The organism is Synechocystis sp. LKSZ1, assembly GCF_040436315.1.
Lineage (GTDB): Bacteria > Cyanobacteriota > Cyanobacteriia > Cyanobacteriales > Microcystaceae > Synechocystis.
Window position 1 is genome coordinate 1113499 of sequence record NZ_AP031572.1, and the last position, 17269, is coordinate 1130767.

At 49.2% G+C, this 17269-nt stretch carries 15 protein-coding genes; 3 read left to right on the forward strand and 12 right to left on the reverse strand.

Annotated elements, in window-relative coordinates; translation table 11 throughout:
* Positions 1 to 4 precede the first annotated feature (4 nt).
* The 3 genes from ABXS88_RS05325 to ABXS88_RS05335 all read right to left on the reverse strand — a co-directional run bounded on the left by ABXS88_RS05325 (position 5) and on the right by ABXS88_RS05335 (position 1304).
* Complete coding sequence (locus ABXS88_RS05325; protein WP_353674143.1) at positions 5 to 184, reverse strand: DUF2949 domain-containing protein; 180 nt, start codon at positions 182 to 184, stop codon at positions 5 to 7.
* Positions 185 to 200: 16 nt separating this feature from the next.
* The gene (locus ABXS88_RS05330) at positions 201 to 332 is read right to left on the reverse strand and encodes a hypothetical protein (protein ID WP_353674144.1); all 132 of its coding nucleotides are present in this window, start codon (positions 330 to 332) and stop codon (positions 201 to 203) included.
* 321 nt (positions 333 to 653) lie between these two features.
* Positions 654 to 1304, reverse strand: a complete 651-nt coding sequence (locus tag ABXS88_RS05335) for a hypothetical protein (RefSeq protein ID WP_353674145.1) — start codon at positions 1302 to 1304, stop codon at positions 654 to 656.
* Between the two features lie 405 nt (positions 1305 to 1709).
* On the opposite strand from ABXS88_RS05335, the gene ABXS88_RS05340 reads away from it, so the two are divergent.
* The gene (locus ABXS88_RS05340; RefSeq protein WP_353674146.1) at positions 1710 to 2534 is read left to right on the forward strand and encodes an alpha/beta hydrolase; all 825 of its coding nucleotides are present in this window, start codon (positions 1710 to 1712) and stop codon (positions 2532 to 2534) included.
* Between the two features lie 122 nt (positions 2535 to 2656).
* Positions 2657 to 5227, forward strand: a complete 2571-nt coding sequence (gene leuS / locus ABXS88_RS05345) for a leucine--tRNA ligase (RefSeq protein ID WP_353674147.1) — start codon at positions 2657 to 2659, stop codon at positions 5225 to 5227.
* Between the two features lie 84 nt (positions 5228 to 5311).
* Here the strand turns inward: leuS and urtE are convergent, their stop codons facing one another.
* The 9 genes from urtE to ABXS88_RS05390 form a co-directional block, all read right to left on the reverse strand.
* A complete protein-coding gene (gene urtE / locus ABXS88_RS05350) occupies positions 5312 to 6028 on the reverse strand; it encodes an urea ABC transporter ATP-binding subunit UrtE (RefSeq protein ID WP_353674148.1) in 717 nt (238 codons plus the stop codon).
* Entirely contained in the window at positions 6018 to 6773 is a 756-nt protein-coding gene (gene urtD, locus ABXS88_RS05355; RefSeq protein WP_353674149.1) for an urea ABC transporter ATP-binding protein UrtD, read from the reverse strand. The genes urtE and urtD overlap by 11 nt, the downstream gene beginning before the upstream one ends.
* On the reverse strand, positions 6763 to 7812 hold the full coding sequence (gene urtC, locus ABXS88_RS05360; RefSeq protein WP_353674783.1) for an urea ABC transporter permease subunit UrtC: 1050 nt from the start codon (positions 7810 to 7812) through the stop codon (positions 6763 to 6765). The genes urtD and urtC overlap by 11 nt, the downstream gene beginning before the upstream one ends.
* A 142-nt stretch (positions 7813 to 7954) precedes the next feature.
* On the reverse strand, positions 7955 to 9127 hold the full coding sequence (locus tag ABXS88_RS05365) for a branched-chain amino acid ABC transporter permease (RefSeq protein ID WP_353674150.1): 1173 nt from the start codon (positions 9125 to 9127) through the stop codon (positions 7955 to 7957).
* Positions 9128 to 9201: 74 nt separating this feature from the next.
* Positions 9202 to 10518 carry an urea ABC transporter substrate-binding protein gene (gene urtA / locus ABXS88_RS05370; RefSeq protein ID WP_353674151.1) on the reverse strand — a complete coding sequence of 439 codons (1317 nt, stop codon included), beginning with the start codon at positions 10516 to 10518 and terminating at the stop codon, positions 9202 to 9204.
* A 225-nt stretch (positions 10519 to 10743) separates the two neighbouring features.
* Complete coding sequence (locus tag ABXS88_RS05375) at positions 10744 to 11760, reverse strand: WD40 repeat domain-containing protein (RefSeq protein ID WP_353674152.1); 1017 nt, start codon at positions 11758 to 11760, stop codon at positions 10744 to 10746.
* A gap of 118 nt (positions 11761 to 11878) precedes the next feature.
* A complete protein-coding gene (locus ABXS88_RS05380; protein WP_353674153.1) occupies positions 11879 to 12343 on the reverse strand; it encodes a hypothetical protein in 465 nt (154 codons plus the stop codon).
* 108 nt (positions 12344 to 12451) lie between these two features.
* Positions 12452 to 13000, reverse strand: coding sequence for a bifunctional adenosylcobinamide kinase/adenosylcobinamide-phosphate guanylyltransferase (gene cobU, locus ABXS88_RS05385; RefSeq protein ID WP_353674154.1), 549 nt, complete (start codon positions 12998 to 13000; stop codon positions 12452 to 12454).
* 3 nt (positions 13001 to 13003) lie between these two features.
* Positions 13004 to 13516, reverse strand: a complete 513-nt coding sequence (locus ABXS88_RS05390; RefSeq protein ID WP_353674155.1) for a DUF1499 domain-containing protein — start codon at positions 13514 to 13516, stop codon at positions 13004 to 13006.
* A gap of 401 nt (positions 13517 to 13917) precedes the next feature.
* Between ABXS88_RS05390 and ABXS88_RS05395 the strand changes: the two genes are divergently transcribed.
* Positions 13918 to 17121: an EAL domain-containing protein gene (locus ABXS88_RS05395; RefSeq protein ID WP_353674156.1), complete on the forward strand. Its 3204-nt coding sequence runs from the start codon at positions 13918 to 13920 to the stop codon at positions 17119 to 17121.
* The last annotated feature ends 148 nt before the right edge of the window (positions 17122 to 17269 follow it).

The window sequence follows — 17269 nt, forward strand, 5'->3', positions numbered from 1 at the left end:
ATTTCTATAGCCGGTCTAGCCAATCTAGGATGGAATCCAGTTGGGTGATATCGATAAAGCCATACTGCCAGAGAACCATGGGTAGTTCGGAAGGAAGCCCCTGGATTTGCCGCACTCCCAGTTGAATCTGCTCCGAGGAGAGTTGCAGATCGTCACGTAAAAAAGTAATGAGTTTCTCTAGCATCTTGGCCCTCTAGCACTTAACGACGACGGGAAATCAAGGGAGTTTCTTGAACCGGAACCGGAATAGCCTGGGTTTCTACCTGCGGCTGACGGAGAAGGGTCAGAGCAACAAAACCAACGACAACAGCACAAAGGGTAAGGACTAACATGGGCATTGCTAACACTTTGTAAATTTATGTAAACAATATTAGGACGATTGACGGAAATTGACAATGACGGGGATCACTACCCAGACTAACCGGGGGGCTAGCGCCTTGATTTTAGTCCAGAAAAATAAGCAATCCTTTATGGAGCAAGGGCTAGCGTCAATCATTAACGAAAAATTAAGAAATAATGCTGAGGCTAAGCAGCAAGGCACGAAAAATAGATCGGCTTTCAAAATTTTCCCCGACGAGGGTCCAGCGTTTGAAGTGGCCCTACCGTCCAGGCTCGGTTTGCCAGAGCCAGAAGAAGCGTTTATCAACGCCCCTCTATTTCTTTTTGCGGAAGCTGTAGTCCATGAGTTCAGTAGTGGACTGGAAAGCAGCCGATTCAGTAAGACTTTTAACCATGCCCACCTGATTCGCAAACCACTGAGTTCGTTTCATTTCGGTACCGGCCTGGATAACGGTGGTCTCGACCTTCATGGCTGAAAACTTGCCGGCGGGTACCACCACCTCTTCGGCCCCGACAACTTGGCTGGTCTCTTCAATGGCGACGCCCATCATCCCTGTCCCTTTCCAGTTCCAGCGGTCGCCCTTGGTCAGGGGATTTTTGAGGAATAGCTTCACCGGTTCATAGAGGTTAGTCAAATTGTTTTGGGGATAAAGAGTCTTGTGCTCTAGAACCTGGCCCTTGGGCTTGGAATACCAAACAAAAAATTGACTGCCCGATTGGACTTCTGTCTTAATCCAACTTGTACCATCATTTTGCTTTTCTGCCTGCAGGACTTTGACGGTAAATTCAGACTTTTGGCCTGCACTGGTTGTGCTTTGGTATTTCCACCAGGCCTCCAATGGCAAAGGATAGTAGTCCGGAGGCGGTGGCGTGGGGCGGCCCTCGACACGAGGAGGTAGAGCGATGGCCGTAAGGCTGGCAAGGGCACCAAGGGCCAGGAATTGAAATGTCTGACGGGTCAGCATGATGGTTCTCTGAACAAGGGGAAGATTAACTAGAGGCAATATACTTCATCTTTTGGAAATCCTGTCCAGTTTGATCACTCACCCCGTGTGTAACTCTTTTTAAGACTTTACCCCGTGTGCAACTATTTTTAAGACTTTACCCCGTGTGCAACTATTTTTTAGGTCTTGATTGACAAGGCTTTCAGAACTTAGGAATCTTAGAGTATTGCCTGGAACCCTTATTCTGTCGTTCTTAGTTGCACATCGCGTGACTTTGATTTACAACGTTTTCAGCAATTAGTAGGGTTAGACGATGGTCTAGATCCCTGATTCCGTCGTTTCCAGTCCACATTGGGTGGAGTATGTCAAAATTGCTATCAACAGAGTCGTTACCATAACCTAGAACAATCCAGCGGGGACAAATAAATGAGCACGCTCAAGGTCAAGGACGGGACGGAAATTTACTACAAGGACTGGGGTAGTGGTCAGCCCATTGTTTTTTCCCATGGGTGGCCGCTATCCGCGGATGATTGGGATACCCAAATGATGTTCTTCTTGAGTCGGGGCTATCGCGTTATTGCCCATGATCGACGCGGTCACGGACGTTCCAGTCAAACGAGTGAAGGGCATGATATGGACCACTATGCGGATGACCTCGCTACACTCACTGCACATCTTGATTTAAAGGATGCGATTCATATCGGCCACTCGACGGGCGGTGGAGAGGTCGTTCACTACATAGCACGACATGGTGAAAGTCGTGTGGCCAAGGCGGTCTTGATTAGCGCTGTCCCCCCTCTAATGGTGAAGACCCCCGATAATCCTGACGGCCTACCGAAAGAAGTATTTGACGATTTCCAAGTTCAAGTAGCGACCAACCGAGCTCAGTTCTATTGGGACATACCGGCTGGCCCTTTTTACGGCTACAATCGACCCGGCGCAAATGTCTCCCCAGGGGTAATTCAGAATTGGTGGCGGCAGGGCATGATGGGCGGAGCAAAGGCTCATTACGATGGGATTGTGGCGTTCTCCCAAACGGATTTTACCGAAGATCTAAAGAAAATATCAGTGCCAACCCTGGTCATGCATGGTGATGATGACCAAATTGTCCCCTATGCCACCTCTGGTCTGCTAAGCGCCAAGTTAGTAAAAGGGGCGGTCTTAAAAGTCTATAAAGGTTTTCCGCATGGTATGCCAACGACGAATGCGGCGCAGATCAATGCTGACCTTCTAGCATTCATTCAGTCATAAATACACACGGCTGGCCTTTCTCAGGCTGGCTTTGTATGAGGTCGGTTCAGGATAAACTAAAAGTCTGATTCCATTGTAAAGTATTCGTAATTGAGTACGTTTCTAGGAGAAACCGAGCCGCCGTGGTATCCCAATATAATCCCGCTGAGATCGAACAGAAATGGCAACAGGCCTGGAGCGCCGCGAACCTTGACCAAACCCCTCCGGTCTCAGATAAGCCCAAATTCTATGCGCTGTCGATGTTCCCCTATCCCTCGGGAACGCTTCACATGGGCCATGTCCGCAACTACACCATTACCGATGTGATTGCTCGGGTTAAGCGGATGCAGGGATACCAGGTTCTCCACCCCATGGGTTGGGATGCCTTTGGCCTACCGGCGGAAAATGCGGCCATTGCGCGGGGCATTCCACCAGCCCAGTGGACGTACCAGAATATTGCCCAGATGAAGCAACAACTCCAGCAATTGGGCCTTTCCCTGGACTGGGAACGGGAAGTAACTACCTGTTCACCGGACTACTATCGCTGGACCCAGTGGCTGTTTCTCAAATTTTTCCAAGCGGGCCTGGCCTACCAAAAAGAAGCGGCGGTGAACTGGGACCCCATTGACCAAACTGTCTTGGCCAATGAGCAGGTCGATAACGAGGGCCGTTCCTGGCGCTCTGGGGCCATGGTGGAACGCCAACTTTTACGGCAATGGTTTTTGAAGATCACGGACTATGCAGAGCGCCTACTGACGGATCTCGATCAACTCAGCGGCTGGCCGGAGCGGGTCAAATTAATGCAGGCCAATTGGATCGGTAAGTCCGTCGGGGCCTACCTGGAATTTCCCATTCAAGGGCGGGAGGAAAAAATTGCCGTTTTCACAACGCGCCCGGATACCGTCTATGGCGTGACCTACGTGGTACTGGCCCCAGAACATCCCCTAACGCCCTTGGTGACGACCCCCGAACAAAAAGAAGTGGTGGAGCAATTTATCCAACAGGTCTCGACGGAAAGCGAGATGGAACGGACGGCGGAGGACAAGCCCAAGCGGGGTATTCTGACCGGCGGCACAGCGATTAACCCCTTCAATGGCGAAACTATTCCGATTCTGATCGCCGATTATGTCCTCTATGAGTACGGCACTGGGGCTGTGATGGGGGTGCCGGCCCACGATAGCCGGGATTTCAAATTTGCCCAGGAAAAGGGCCTAGATATAAAAGTGGTAATTGTTCCTGGCCCTGAGACAGAAGCAACCAGCCTGAGCCAGGCCTACACCGAACCGGGAATTTTAATCAATTCCGAACAATTCAACTGTATCGACTCCCATCAGGCCAAAACCGAGATCATCCGCTACGCCGAAGACAACGGTTACGGCAAGGCCCGAGTGCAATACCGTCTGCGGGACTGGCTCATTTCTCGGCAACGCTATTGGGGCTGTCCGATTCCAGTGGTGCATTGTCCGAACTGTGGCATTGTGCCGGTGCCAGAGGCCGATTTGCCCGTTACTTTACCGGAACAAGTGGCCTTTAGCGGCCGTGGGCCCTCTCCCCTGGCCCAGCTTGGGGATTGGGTTAATGTTCCCTGTCCCAGTTGTGGCACGCCAGCTCGACGGGAAACGGACACCATGGATACTTTCATTGACTCATCCTGGTATTTCCTGCGTTATCCCGATGCTACTAATTCTGAACAGGCCTTTGCGCCGGAACGGGTCAATTATTGGATGGGCGTGGATCAGTACGTGGGGGGGATTGAACACGCCATCCTCCATTTGCTCTATTCTCGTTTCTTTACCAAAGTCCTCTACGACCAGGGCCTGGTCAAGGTGGAGGAACCCTTTAACCGTCTGCTCACCCAGGGGATGGTCCAGGGCCTGACCTTCAAAAATCCGAAAACCGGTAAATATATTCCCGCCGACCAAGTGCAAGTAGGGGAAGGGGATAATCTCTACATCGACCCGGAAACCGGTGAAAAACTGGAATTTTTCTTTGAGAAGATGTCGAAGTCAAAGTACAACGGCGTCGATCCCCAGCAGGTCTTGGCGAAGTACGGGGCTGATACCGCCCGCATGTTTATCCTGTTCAAGGCCCCTCCCGAAAAGGATCTGGAATGGGATGATGCCGATGTGGAAGGCCAATTCCGCTTTTTAAATCGGGTTTGGCGTCTGGTGACCGACTATATGGCCAAGGCCCCCCAGGCCCCCGCTGTCGTCGAGATGTTAAGTAAGCCGGAAAAAGACTTGCGCCGGGCTATCCACAGTGCGATTAAGGAGATTGCCGAAGATCTAGAGGGAGACTACCAATTCAATACGGCCATTTCGGAACTGATGAAACTGAGCAATGCCCTCAGTTCGGCAACTTGTCTGGAGTCTGCGGTTTACCGAGAAGGCATCGAAACCCTCCTGCGTCTGCTGGCCCCCTTTGCGCCCCATCTCAGTGAAGAACTCTGGCACCAACTGGGTCACAGCACCTCTATCCACCAACAGGCCTGGTTGGCCTATGACCCCGAGGCCTTGACAGTCGATGAAATTACCCTGGTGATCCAGGTATTGGGTAAAACCCGAGGGACTATCCAGGTGCCCGCAGGCGCGACTAAAGAAGAACTGGAGACCTATGCCCGCAATGCCGACATCGCCCAAAAGTACCTAGAAGGTAAGGAAATTAAGAAGGTAATTGTGGTACCGGGTAAGTTGGTTAATTTTGTGGTGAGCTAGGTTTAAGGGCCTTTAGAGGGCCTTTCTGTTGAGGACTATCCTCGATGGCACTCTTGGGCCAGGGCTTCCGATGGACTCTAGGCCCTAAACCGCCAAGAACTCCTGAATAATATCTTGGCTTAGGTCAGCGGTAAAACCGTTGGCTACAATCCCCCCCTTCTGCATGGCATAGTAACGGTCAGCCTGACGAACGAAGTGCAAGTGTTGCTCCACCAAAAGGACAGAAATGCCCGTTTCTCGGATAATGCGCTTCACGACGGCTTCGATTTCTAGCACAATCGAGGGTTGAATCCCTTCCGTGGGTTCATCCAACAGTAATAACTGGGGTTGTCCCACCAGGGCCCGGGCAATGGCCAATTGTTGTTGTTGCCCGCCGCTGAGATCGCCTCCCCGCCTTGTCAGCATGGTTTTGAGCACAGGAAATAGGTCAAAAATCTCTTCAGGAAGTCGTTCCTGGCCCTTGCGACCACCGGGCCGAGCCTCAAAACCCAGCAGTAAATTTTCCTCTACCGTGAGGCGGGGAATAATTTCACGGCCCTGGGGGACATAGCCAATCCCCAGCCGCACCCGTTGATTAGTGGGCCGCTTGGTGACAGACGCTCCTTGGTAGTAAACCTGACCAATGCGGGGTGACAGGAGGCCCATAATAGTTTTCAGTAAGGTTGTTTTACCGACTCCATTACGCCCGATCAGACAAACCATTTCCCCCGGCTGAACGCTCAAATCCACATCCCGCAGAATATGACTCTCACCGTAGTAAACATTAAGGTTATTCACCTGTAGCATTGCTTCAGTGCTCATGGTCGGGACTGGCTCCTAAATACACTTCAATAACGCGGGGGTCATTTTGCACTTCGTCCATACTGCCTTCACAGAGGACAGATCCTTGGTGTAGCACCGTAACTTGCCGGGCAATTTGCCTCACAAACTCCATGTCATGTTCGATCACAATAATGGAATGGCTCTCGGCCAGGGCCAGGAGTAAATTCCCTACATTTTCCGTTTCTTCATCGGTCAGGCCAGCAACAGGTTCATCCACCAACAACAGATCCGGGGATTGAATCACTAACATGCCAATTTCTAGCCGCTGCTTTTCGCCGTGGGAAAGAAACAGGGCCTGCATATCGGCTTTCGATACCAGGCCAATGGTTTCCAGCAAACTCGCCACACTCCGCTGTTCCGTGGCAGAGGGCTGTCCCAATAGAGTCGCAAAAACATTCTTATTACGGTTGGCCACCAGATCAAGGTTTTCCCGCACGGTGAGGTTGAGATAAACCCGCGGCGTTTGGAACTTCCGGCCAATGCCCAGGCGGGCAATTTTATACTCTGGGGTTTGGCGGAGATTTTTGCCCTTAAAAAGGACTTGGCCGAGGGTCGGCTGGACTTTGCCGGTGATTACGTCCAGAAAGGTGGTTTTACCGGCTCCATTTGGGCCAATAATCACCCGCAATTCCCCTGTATCCATGGAAAAATTCAACTGATTCAGGGCCTTGAAGCCATCAAAATCGACGGTGAGATTATTGATCTCCAGAATTTTACTGCTCATGCTCTAACAGCTCCCGTTCTTGCTGAATTTCGGGGTCGGCTTCAATCGCCGGATAGGTCGCTAATCGCGGACGCCAACCCAGGGCCGTCATCAATTGTCCCAGGCCCCCTAGGATGCCATTGGGCAGTACAGTAACCACCGTTAGGAACAGGGCCCCCTGGAAAAAGAGCCAAACGTCGGGAAACTGTTCGCTCAAAAAGCTCTGGGCTAGACGGACAAGCAGGGTTCCAATAATGGCTCCCACCAAAGTGGCCCGGCCCCCTACGGCGACCCAGATCACAATTTCGATGGAAAAGGCGACTTCCATACTACTGGGGGTGATAATCCCTGTCTGGACAGTGTAGAGGGCGCCCGCGACACCGGCAATGGCTCCGGAGATGGAGAAGACCAAGACCTTGAACCAAGTAGGGTCATAGCCAGAAAAGCGTACTCGCGTTTCATCATCCCGAATGGCAATCAGGAGTCGTCCGAAGCGGCCACTGGTCAACCAACGGCACAGTAGGTAGATCAGCAGGAGGGCCAGCACCGTAATTTCGTAGATCGTGAACTGAACCTTGGGGTCACTGACTAATAAACCAAAGATCGTTTGGGTATCAGTTTTCAGGCCATTGGTGCCATTGATCAGCTTTTGTTGGCCATTGAAAAAGTTATAAAAAACTAGCAGAGCAGCCTGGGTCAGAATCGAAAAATAAACGCCCTTAATGCGATTGCGAAAAATTAAATAGCCCAACAGGCCGGCTACCAAGCCCGGAATAATCACCAGGGCCAGAAGGGTGATTGGCAAAGAATGGAAGGGTTGCCACAGCAGGGGTAAACTCTTGACACCGTAGAGGGTAAAAAATTCCGGCAGTTGGCCGGGAGGGAGTTGTAAATTCAAGAACATGGCAATGGCATACCCCCCCAGGGCAAAGAAAATACCATGGCCCAGACTCAGCAGGCCGGTATAGCCCCAGATCAAATCAACCCCCAGGGCCACGACAGCCAGGGAAAGAAAGCGGCCCAATAGGCGCAAGCGAAAGGCCGGTAGGAACAGGGGCATCAGAGCGACGAGAATCACCAAAACGCCCAGAATCACTGCACCTTCTAGCATCCATTTGCGGCGTTGTTCTTGTTGGAGTTTATTCACTGGCTGATTTTTAACCTCCTCTGGATCGTTGGATGAATGATGGCTAATCTGTCTCTTACAGCTCCGCTGTGCGTCCCTTCTGGGGGAAGAGCCCCGCCGGTTTAATTTGCAAGAAAAGAATAATTAAGGCAAAAATAATCACCTTGGCCATGCTCGTGGTGGCAAAAAATTGAAAAAACTCGACGATATCGCTAGGGGCCTGGGCCGAAGCCAAGGACAGGGCAAACATGCTACTGCCGACAATAACGAGGTAGTTAATCACCCCAATGGCCAGGGCCGCCACAATGGTACCCAACAGGTTACCAACTCCGCCGACCACCACCACCATGAAGGTATCCACAATGTAGTTTTGACCCGTATTGGGCCCAACCGACCCCAGGAAACTAATGCCACAACCGGCGATACCTGCCAGGCCAGAGCCAAGGGCAAAGGTCAGGGCATCCACTTTCTCCGTAGGAATACCGAGACAAGCGCTCATGGTGCGGTTTTGGGTGACGGCTCGAATCCGTAGGCCCCAACTAGATTTATTCAAAAACCAATAGGTACCGAAGACACAAATAATGGTCAGGATAATGATGAAAATACGGGTATAGGGTAGCTGAAAATCACCGATGGGCAGGCCGCCGCGTAACCAGGCTGGTGCCGTGACATCCACATTCCGGGCGCTAAACCAGGGCTTGACCAGGGCTGGTTGCTGAGTTTGATAAAGTAAAATACCGATGACAGTGGCTAGGGCCAGGGAGAGGGGAATTAAAATTGTCCTAGCTTTATTTTTAACCGTCGGCCAATCGGAACGACGCTGAATAATCCAGAGGCCGCCAAAACAGAGGAGGCAAAAACTGAGGATAGCCAGCACCATCAGGCCATTCACACTGCGCACAAACTGTTGCAGGATTAAGCTCACACCCCAGGTCGCTAGCAGGGTTTCCAGGGGCCGGCCGTAAAGATAGCGAATAATCCCCTTTTCGAGGCCCAGGCCCACCAGGCCCGAGACTAAAAAAGCCAGGGGCAGGGCTACAAAAATATACAAACTAAACCAGGGTTCCCCCAGGGGCTTAAAGACATTTTGTACCACAAAAGTAGTATAGGCCCCCAGCATAATCAGTTCCCCGTGGGCCAGATTAATGACACCCATTAGGCCAAAAACCACTGCTAAGCCCAGGGCCGCAATCAGCAAAACAGAGCCAATACTTACCCCGTCAAAAATACCACTGAGTAGAATAGACATCGCAGATCCCAGATGACAACTAAAGGCCCGGAGAAGAGGGTTCTTCCCCGGGTGGGTCGGCCGATTAGACCCGATTAGGACGCTTTAAACTTACCGGGAGTATCCGGGGGTTTGATATCCGTGCGAGTCCAATCACAGGTATAGCCCTTAGTCTCCGGAACGTATTGGTTCCACGGAATTGGGGCAACGGGTTCTTTGGTAGCCCAGACAATATTGAATAGGCCATCATCCCTAACTTGGCCAATGCGAACCGTTTTAGAGATGTGGTGATTGGGATACATTTTAACCGGGCCTTCGGGGGCATCAAATTCCTGGCCAATAGCCGCTGTGCGGACTTTTTCCAGGTCATCGGCTGTACCCGCTTTTTCCACGGCCTGCTTCCAGAGGTAGACCATGATGTAAGCGGCTTCCATGGGGTCGTTGGTCACCCGGTCAGCCCCGTACTTAGCCCTGAAGGCATCAACAAACTTGGTATTGGCCGGGGAGTCAACGGTTTGGAAATAGTTCCAAGCCGCATAATGACCCACCAGATACTCCTTACCAATTTGTCGTACTTCTTCCTCCGCCACACTAACGGACATGACGGGATACTTGTCGGGCTTGAGGCCCGCCGCCTGGATTTGCTTGAAGAAGGCTACGTTACTGTCACCGTTCAAGCTATTGAAAATAACCCCCCCGTTGGGCAGGGCCTGCTTAATTTTGGTGATAATCGGCGTAACTTCCGTATTCCCTAGGGGGAGATAATCTTCTCCAACGGTTTTACCGCCTTTGGCCTTGAGTTGTTCTTTGATGATGGTGTTGGCTGTCCGGGGAAAGACGTAGTCGGAACCCACCAGGAAAAACTCCTTGCCTTTGTTCTCCAAGAGCCAATCCACCGCCGGTTCGATCTGTTGGTTAGGAGCCGCCCCGGTGTAGAAGATATTTTTAGAACATTCTTGGCCCTCGTACTGGACGGGATACCAGAGCATGTGATTCTTCTCTTCAAAGACTGGCAGTACTGCTTTACGGCTAGCAGAGGTCCAACAGCCAAAAATAGTGACGACTTTATCCTGGTCGATCAATTTACGGGCCTTTTCCGCAAAGGTGGGCCAATCGGAGGCTCCGTCTTCTTGAACGTATTCAATTTTTTTACCGAGAACACCGCCAGCAGCATTGATTTCATCAATGGCCAGTTTTTCTGCATCGACCACCGTGGTTTCACTGATGGCCATGGTGCCACTGAGGGAGTGCAGAATGCCAACTTTAATGGTTTCTCCACCGCCGGCTGCTGGGCTAGCGCCAGTAGTGGTTTCGGTGGGGGTGTTGTTTTGGCAGGCTTTGAGCAGAATACTCGTACCCAGCGCAGCGCCACCATACAGTAAAAATTTTCTTCTTCCTAATCCTTGTGTCATAGACTTGATAGTTGACCTCGATGTTACAGCGTTGGCAAATCGTAAGAAACGTAGAGCGTGAGGATATAGAAATGGCAATATCAAAGCCTCAATCCTAGAGCGATACTCCAGAATTAATTGTTATTAACGATACAGAAAATCTTGATGTCTCCGGCAAGGCGCCCAGTGACCATTGTGCCCAAACAAAAGCATTAAATCATTAGATTCCTTGCCTCGGAACTTTACTTACGGCGCAATTTGCCAAATCTGAATGGTTTTATCTTCACCTCCCCCGTAGAGATAACGACCATCAGGACTAAAGGCCACACCCAAGACCCATCCTCGTTGAACCTTTAGAGTATTAAGCAATTTACCGTTTTTAACATCGAACACCATAACAGTGCCCTCTTTATTCGCCGTTGCTACAAGCTTGCCATCGGGGGAAACCGCAATCATATTAATATCCAGGGCTGGGCCTTTCTTGCTCCATCGTTTTTTGCTAGTGGTGATATCCCAAGCCGTGACGTAGTTCTTAACTGCGGCCAATAGGGTCTGGCCCTGATGGGTGACCTGCAAGCCATAGATGTAGGGCTGTTGGGGATAGGTGGTGATCAGCATTAAACTGCTGGCATCCCACAATTTGATATAGCGGTTGTTGCCCACCGAGCCCGTTACCAAAAACTTGCCATCAGGACTAAACACAACTTCGGTTACCGGCCCAACATTATCTCCAATGGTTTTAACCAGTTCCCCATTATCCAAATTCCAGACTCTCAGGGTTTGGTCTTCACCGCTGGCGCTGACTAGAGTTGTGCCATCGGGGCTAAGGGCCAGGGCCGAAACTTTGCCGACATGGCCCGTTAAGGTTTGTCGGCGCTCACCACTACGCACATCAAAAACGCCAATAATCCGTTCCTGGGCCGCCATAAAGGTGGCTCCATCAGCACTGATCACTAAGTTAGAAAAGTTGTTGACATTAAAGGCTTTAGTGTAGAGTACCTCACGATTCCTCAGATCCAGGGCGGTTACAGTGCCATCTCCCGTTGCGGCAATTAGGGTATTGCCATCCGGGGTAAGGGCAAAGGTGACAATCACCCCATTAAAACCCCTCAAGGTGGTTATTGGTTTAGGCGATTTGAGACTCTGGGCAAGCTGTAGGGGAGCAATGGGTTGGGCTTGGGCGATAGTCGATTCAAGGGGAAGAATTTCGGCTATCCCCCAAATAGCAACGGAAACTAGGCAAGGAGCAACGATCTTTTTCATTGATTTGAGTTCTCAATCACAATTGTTCCCATTGTAGATTTGCCGATTTTATTAAGATATTGAAAAGCAAAAACTAAAAACGATATATTCAGTACTTTTCCTGTTTTCTCGGCTCAACTCAAGATTCTTCCCAGGCTGGGGGCAAGGGACAAGCCTGGGGGTCTGCATCGAGGTTCTGGGAGGTTAGGCGTTCCTGGACACGACGCAGATGACGCACTTCATTAATGGGTAAGCGCGGTAGAGGTAGATCTAGATTCGGCCAGCTTAGGAGGTCGCTACAGGGACAGAGACAAGAAGGCGGATACAGACGACTGGTCGGTATCGGCAAGGTGCAACGGGCACAGCAAATTAATTCCCATTGTTCTGTGAGGAGCTCGGCAATACTCTGCTCTGTACCCTGGAGATAGCAGTCTTTGTGGCTAGCGACAATTTTTTGCCAACAGGCCTCAAATTCTTTGGAATAGTGAGAACCCTCAAAAATCGGGGTGGGACAGAGTTGCTCTTGACTCTTGGGGAAAATTACCCCTTGGCCCAACTGAAACCAATAGGCAAGATATTCCTTTACTTCAGCAATGGTGGCCATGGTGATCCCCTGGGTAATGGGTAAAATCCCTCCCCGTTAGGGGACGACGACTGGGTAAATCCCCGCTCTGGGATTCTCCTATCCTAGCGATCCCCTCGGTAATTGCACCTAATTAATGAGATTTTTCGGTTTGAGGGGTTGTCCCCACTGACTTAAGGGTAGGGCATAGCCGCCGGTAACCAAGTAGACCTCATCGGCTAAGGCCCCCACTTGGCGAATCAAGACCCCCAGACGGTCTCGAAATTGCCGGCCCAAAGGGTAGGCGGGAATTACCCCCCAGCCGGTTTCTTCTGCTACCAAAATAACGGGGGTGGTACATTGGCCTAAAACGCTTAAAAATTCAGTTTGGACGCTTTGCCATTCCGCCTCGGACTGGTCTAACTGATTGGCCACCCAGGTTCCCAAGGAATCCACCAGAATACAGGCCGGCTGGTCTAGATCTTGTAAAGCCTGACTAATCTGGGTCGGAATGGCCCAGGTTTGCCAGTGGGACGGGCGGCGCTGGCGATGGGCGGCCAAACGGGCCTGCCAATCTGGATCTTGGGGATCTTCCTGAGCCGTAGCGAGATAGATGACCGGCAAGCTGCTTTCTGTCGCCAATTGTTCAGCCCATTCACTCTTGCCTGAACGGGCTGGCCCTGTCACTAAAGTGATCACGGTCTAAACCCCAAGATCCTGCAAAGCTAAGCGAATTTGCTCTAGGCGACGACGATTAACCCCTAGATCAGATTCCCCTAGACGGGCACTGGAACGGACTTGAATCACCCCTGAATCAGCAGGAAAGTAAAACTCTAGGTCGTCCACAAATCCCAATAATCGGCTCTGGGATTCGGCTCGGATATAGTTCTCTTGCTGTTCAATAATCTTCGTCCGAGGGACAACCCCCAGTACGCGAATTAAGGCCTGATAGGCTTCATGGGAAGAACCCTGGTAGGCCAGGGGGGCAATGGTGTGGGTAGAATCCGTCGCCTGGCTAGAAACACAGTTGGGGGTCTGGGGACAAGGGGCCAGGTGGCTATCCTGTATCCCTAAAGTGGGGGGAGACCCAGCAAAGAGTTTAGCCGTACCAGGCAAAGCCGCCACCGGGGAGTTCGTATCGAAGGCCAGGACATTGCCCAGAAAGAGCCCCCAGCCTAGGACGACAACAAGCGTGATAGAAACCAAAGAAGTCATAGCATCTTAAAATTAAGGCGAATCAAAGGACAAAAGCCTCCATAGCTTAGTTTGAGGGATACCAGGCTGCCAAGGTAGTCGACCGAGGGAGGCACCAATGGTCAGCTCCAAGAAACCATCAACTAACCTAGGCCAAGGCCAGGAGAAAGTGTTAGGGGAAGCACAAAATGAACTCCATAATTGTTTTAGCGTAGAAGCAGTCTAGCAAGTCAAATTACCGTCAAAGCTAAGCGGTGGCTCCCTCCTTGATGGTCATCTGTACTTAGAAATTTTGTTTCCTATCTTAAATTCTGACTTACCCAAGTCCACCATCGTCTAGGCTGAGAACCATGATCCAAGTTTAATGTATTAACCCAAGGTCTCTTTCCGCCTGACCCGTTGCCCCCGCTAATCTATTTTTTATGATGATAGACCCTAATCTAGAAGTTCAATTTTTTACGAAAGAAGATGGTGCTTCTGGAGAAATTTCTGTAACTCATCTCTACCCGATAATTGATAATCAGGGCCAGGATAAAGAACAACTGGAACTCCTAGAAAAGCTAACCCAAATTATCAGCCGCTCCAACGATTTTAATCAAGCCTTAACCGTTGTTTTAAAGCTCTTTTGCCAAAAAACAGGCTGGAATTTTGGAGAGGCCTGGCTTCCTAATCGTACTGAAGAATTTTTAGAGTATAGCCCAGCGTGGTTTTGTTACCATGATCAGGCTGACGTTGAAGCATCTCTGACCCAGTTTAGAAACGACAGTGAGCACTATACCTTCAAGCCCTTTGAGGGGCTTCCTGGTAAGGTTTGGCTACAACGGGAGGCAATTTGGGTCAGCGACGTGTCCCAAGATGCTAGCTTTTTACGTCATCATCTAGCCAGCCATTATGGTCTAAAATCCGCCGTTGGTGTTCCCATCCTCTGTCAGACTCAAGTGGTTGCTGTTCTCATCTTTTTTATGTGTCAATCTCGTCCTCGAGATGCCCAACTGATCAAGCTAATTTCCGCTGTATCAACCCAATTAGGAGATTTATTTCGGCGCAAGCAAATTGAAACTTCTTTGCTAGAAAGTCAACAACAACTCAATGGCCTAATTAATTCGATTCCAGGCACTTTTTTTCGGACTAGTAACCAGCCTAATTTTCCACTCATTTATGTTAGTGATGGCTTCCAACGTCTGACGGGCTATCGTCGAGAGGAATTACTTGTTCAGGATGCTATTGATTTCGCTCGATTGATGACTCCTGAAGATCGAAAAATGGTGTTGAATATACTAAATAATAGTATTGTTAATCAAGCGCCTTACATTGTAGAGTATCCTATCCAAACCAAGCAGAAAGAGGAAAAGTGGGTTTTAGAAAAAGGCCAGGGATTTTATAACCAAGAAGGTCAGTTTCTTGGGGTTATTGGCTATATTTCAGATATTAGTGAACGAAAGCAAATGGAAGAGGCTCTACGTTCTTCAGAAGCGGAATTAAGGGGTTTATTTGCTGGTATCAAAGATGTTATTTTAGTCCTCAATCGAGAAGGACGCTATTTGAAAATTGCACCAACCAATTGCAATCTACTTTATCAACCTGTTGATACCTTACTAGACCAGAAAATTAATGATATTTTTCCAGCGGAGCAAGCAACTCTTTTTTTACAGGCCATTCATCAGTCCCTGGATAACCAAAAAACAGTAAACCTAGAGTATAGTTTGGAAATCCAAGGTCAAATTCTCTGGTTTGATGCTTACATCTCGCCTACGGGCATCGATACTGTTATCTGGGTCGCCCGAGATATGACCCACCGGAAGTTAGCAGAGCAGGAGATTCGGGCAGCCGAAACAAAATATCGAAATATTTATGAAAATTCTCTCTGTGGAATTTTTCAGAGTACCCTTGAGGGCCAATATCTGAGCGCGAATCCAGCTCTCGCTAAAATTTATGGCTATGAATCTCCCGAAAAACTATTAGAATCTCTCACGGATATTAGTCACCAACTTTATGTTAATCCCCAACGTCGCCAGGAGTTTATTCAATATCTTCAAGCTCATGAAATTATCACGGACTTTGTTTCTCCGGTTTATCACCGCAGTGGTAAAGTTATCTGGATTTCTGAGAATGCGCGGGTAGTGAAGGATACTCAGGGCCAACTACTTTACTATGAAGGGATGGTTGAAGATGTTACCTATCGTTTGGAGACGGAGCAGGAACTGCATAATCGGGCCTATTTCGATCCGCTTACGGAGTTACCCAATCGTATTCTCTTTACTAACCGACTTAACGAGGCCTTAATTCGTTTTCAGCAAAATCCCCAACGGTATCACTTTGCAGTTCTATTTTTAGACCTAGACCGCTTCAAGGTTATCAATGACAGTTTAGGCCATTGGGCCGGTGATCAGTTACTCATTAAAATTGCACGCAAGCTCGAACATTGCATTCGTCCCAAAGATATCGTTGCTCGTATTGGTGGAGATGAGTTTATTATTTTATTAGAGCACCTTGATCACTTGAGTCAAGCTATTAAAATTGCTGAGCGTATCAAAAACGAATTAAAGATCCCTTTTACTATTGAAGGAAATGCCGTTTTTACTGGCGTGAGTATTGGCATTATTTGCAGTGAACAATATTATGAATTACTGAGTCAAACACGAGAGTCTTTAACAACGGAAATAATTCTACGTGATGCGGATATTGCTATGTATCAAGCTAAGGCTCAAGGTAAGGGAAATTACCAAATTTTTAGCTCAGAAATGCGTCAAAAAGCCCTGGCACTGATGGATTTAGAAACAAGTCTGCGTCAGGCCCTAGAAGCCCAAGAATTTCAAATTCATTATCAACCGATTCTTTCCCTAACCACAGGAGATATTCTTGGCTTCGAGTCTCTTCTCCGCTGGCAACATCCCCAGCAAGGCCTGATTTTTCCTGATAAATTTATTAGCTTGCTAGAGGATACTGGCATGATTATCCCTCTAGGAAGTTGGATCCTGCGGGAATCCTGTCGTCAGCTCAAAACCTGGCAAAGTCGCTATCCCCATTGCAAGCTCACCATTAATGTGAATCTATCCCTCAAACAATTGGCCCAACCCTCTTTTCTAGAGGAAATTGATCAAATTCTAGTAGAAACAGGCCTACATGCTCAGTATTTAAAGTTAGAAATTACGGAGAGTCATTATATTAACGATGAAGGTCATATTGTTAAAACCCTAGAAGCCTTGAGGAACCGTAATATCCAGCTGTGTATTGATGACTTTGGTACGGGCTATTCCAGCTTAAATTATTTACATCAACTACCTATTAACGTTGTCAAAATTGACCGCTCTTTTGTAAAAGAATTGGAATCCGAATCTGCTATTGCTAAAATTACGAAAACTATTTTCAGCCTAACCCAGTCCCTAGGCCTTGATGCCGTGGCGGAGGGGATTGAAACCCCTGCACAGTTGGAAAAACTACGGTTGATGGGTTGTCAATTCGGCCAGGGCTATCTGTTCTCTCGGCCCCTGTCGGCAGTGCAGATCGATCAACTCCTGCTCTCCACTTTTCAGCCATCTTTTTGTCCAGGCGCTCCTTGGGATGCTATCCTCGCCTATCGTGATGCGGATTGTTGTCTGGAGTCCCTAGCCGTTTATCATCCGTAACTCTAAGCCTGTTTGGTGTTAAAGTAGGTTGGAAAAACCCCCTCTAGTCTTTCCTATTTTGGAAGAAAATGAGTGTGATCTCCACTCAACGGGGATAATTTTGAGGGGTAACTTGACCCTCTATCAACACGTTTTTTGTTTTTTTTGA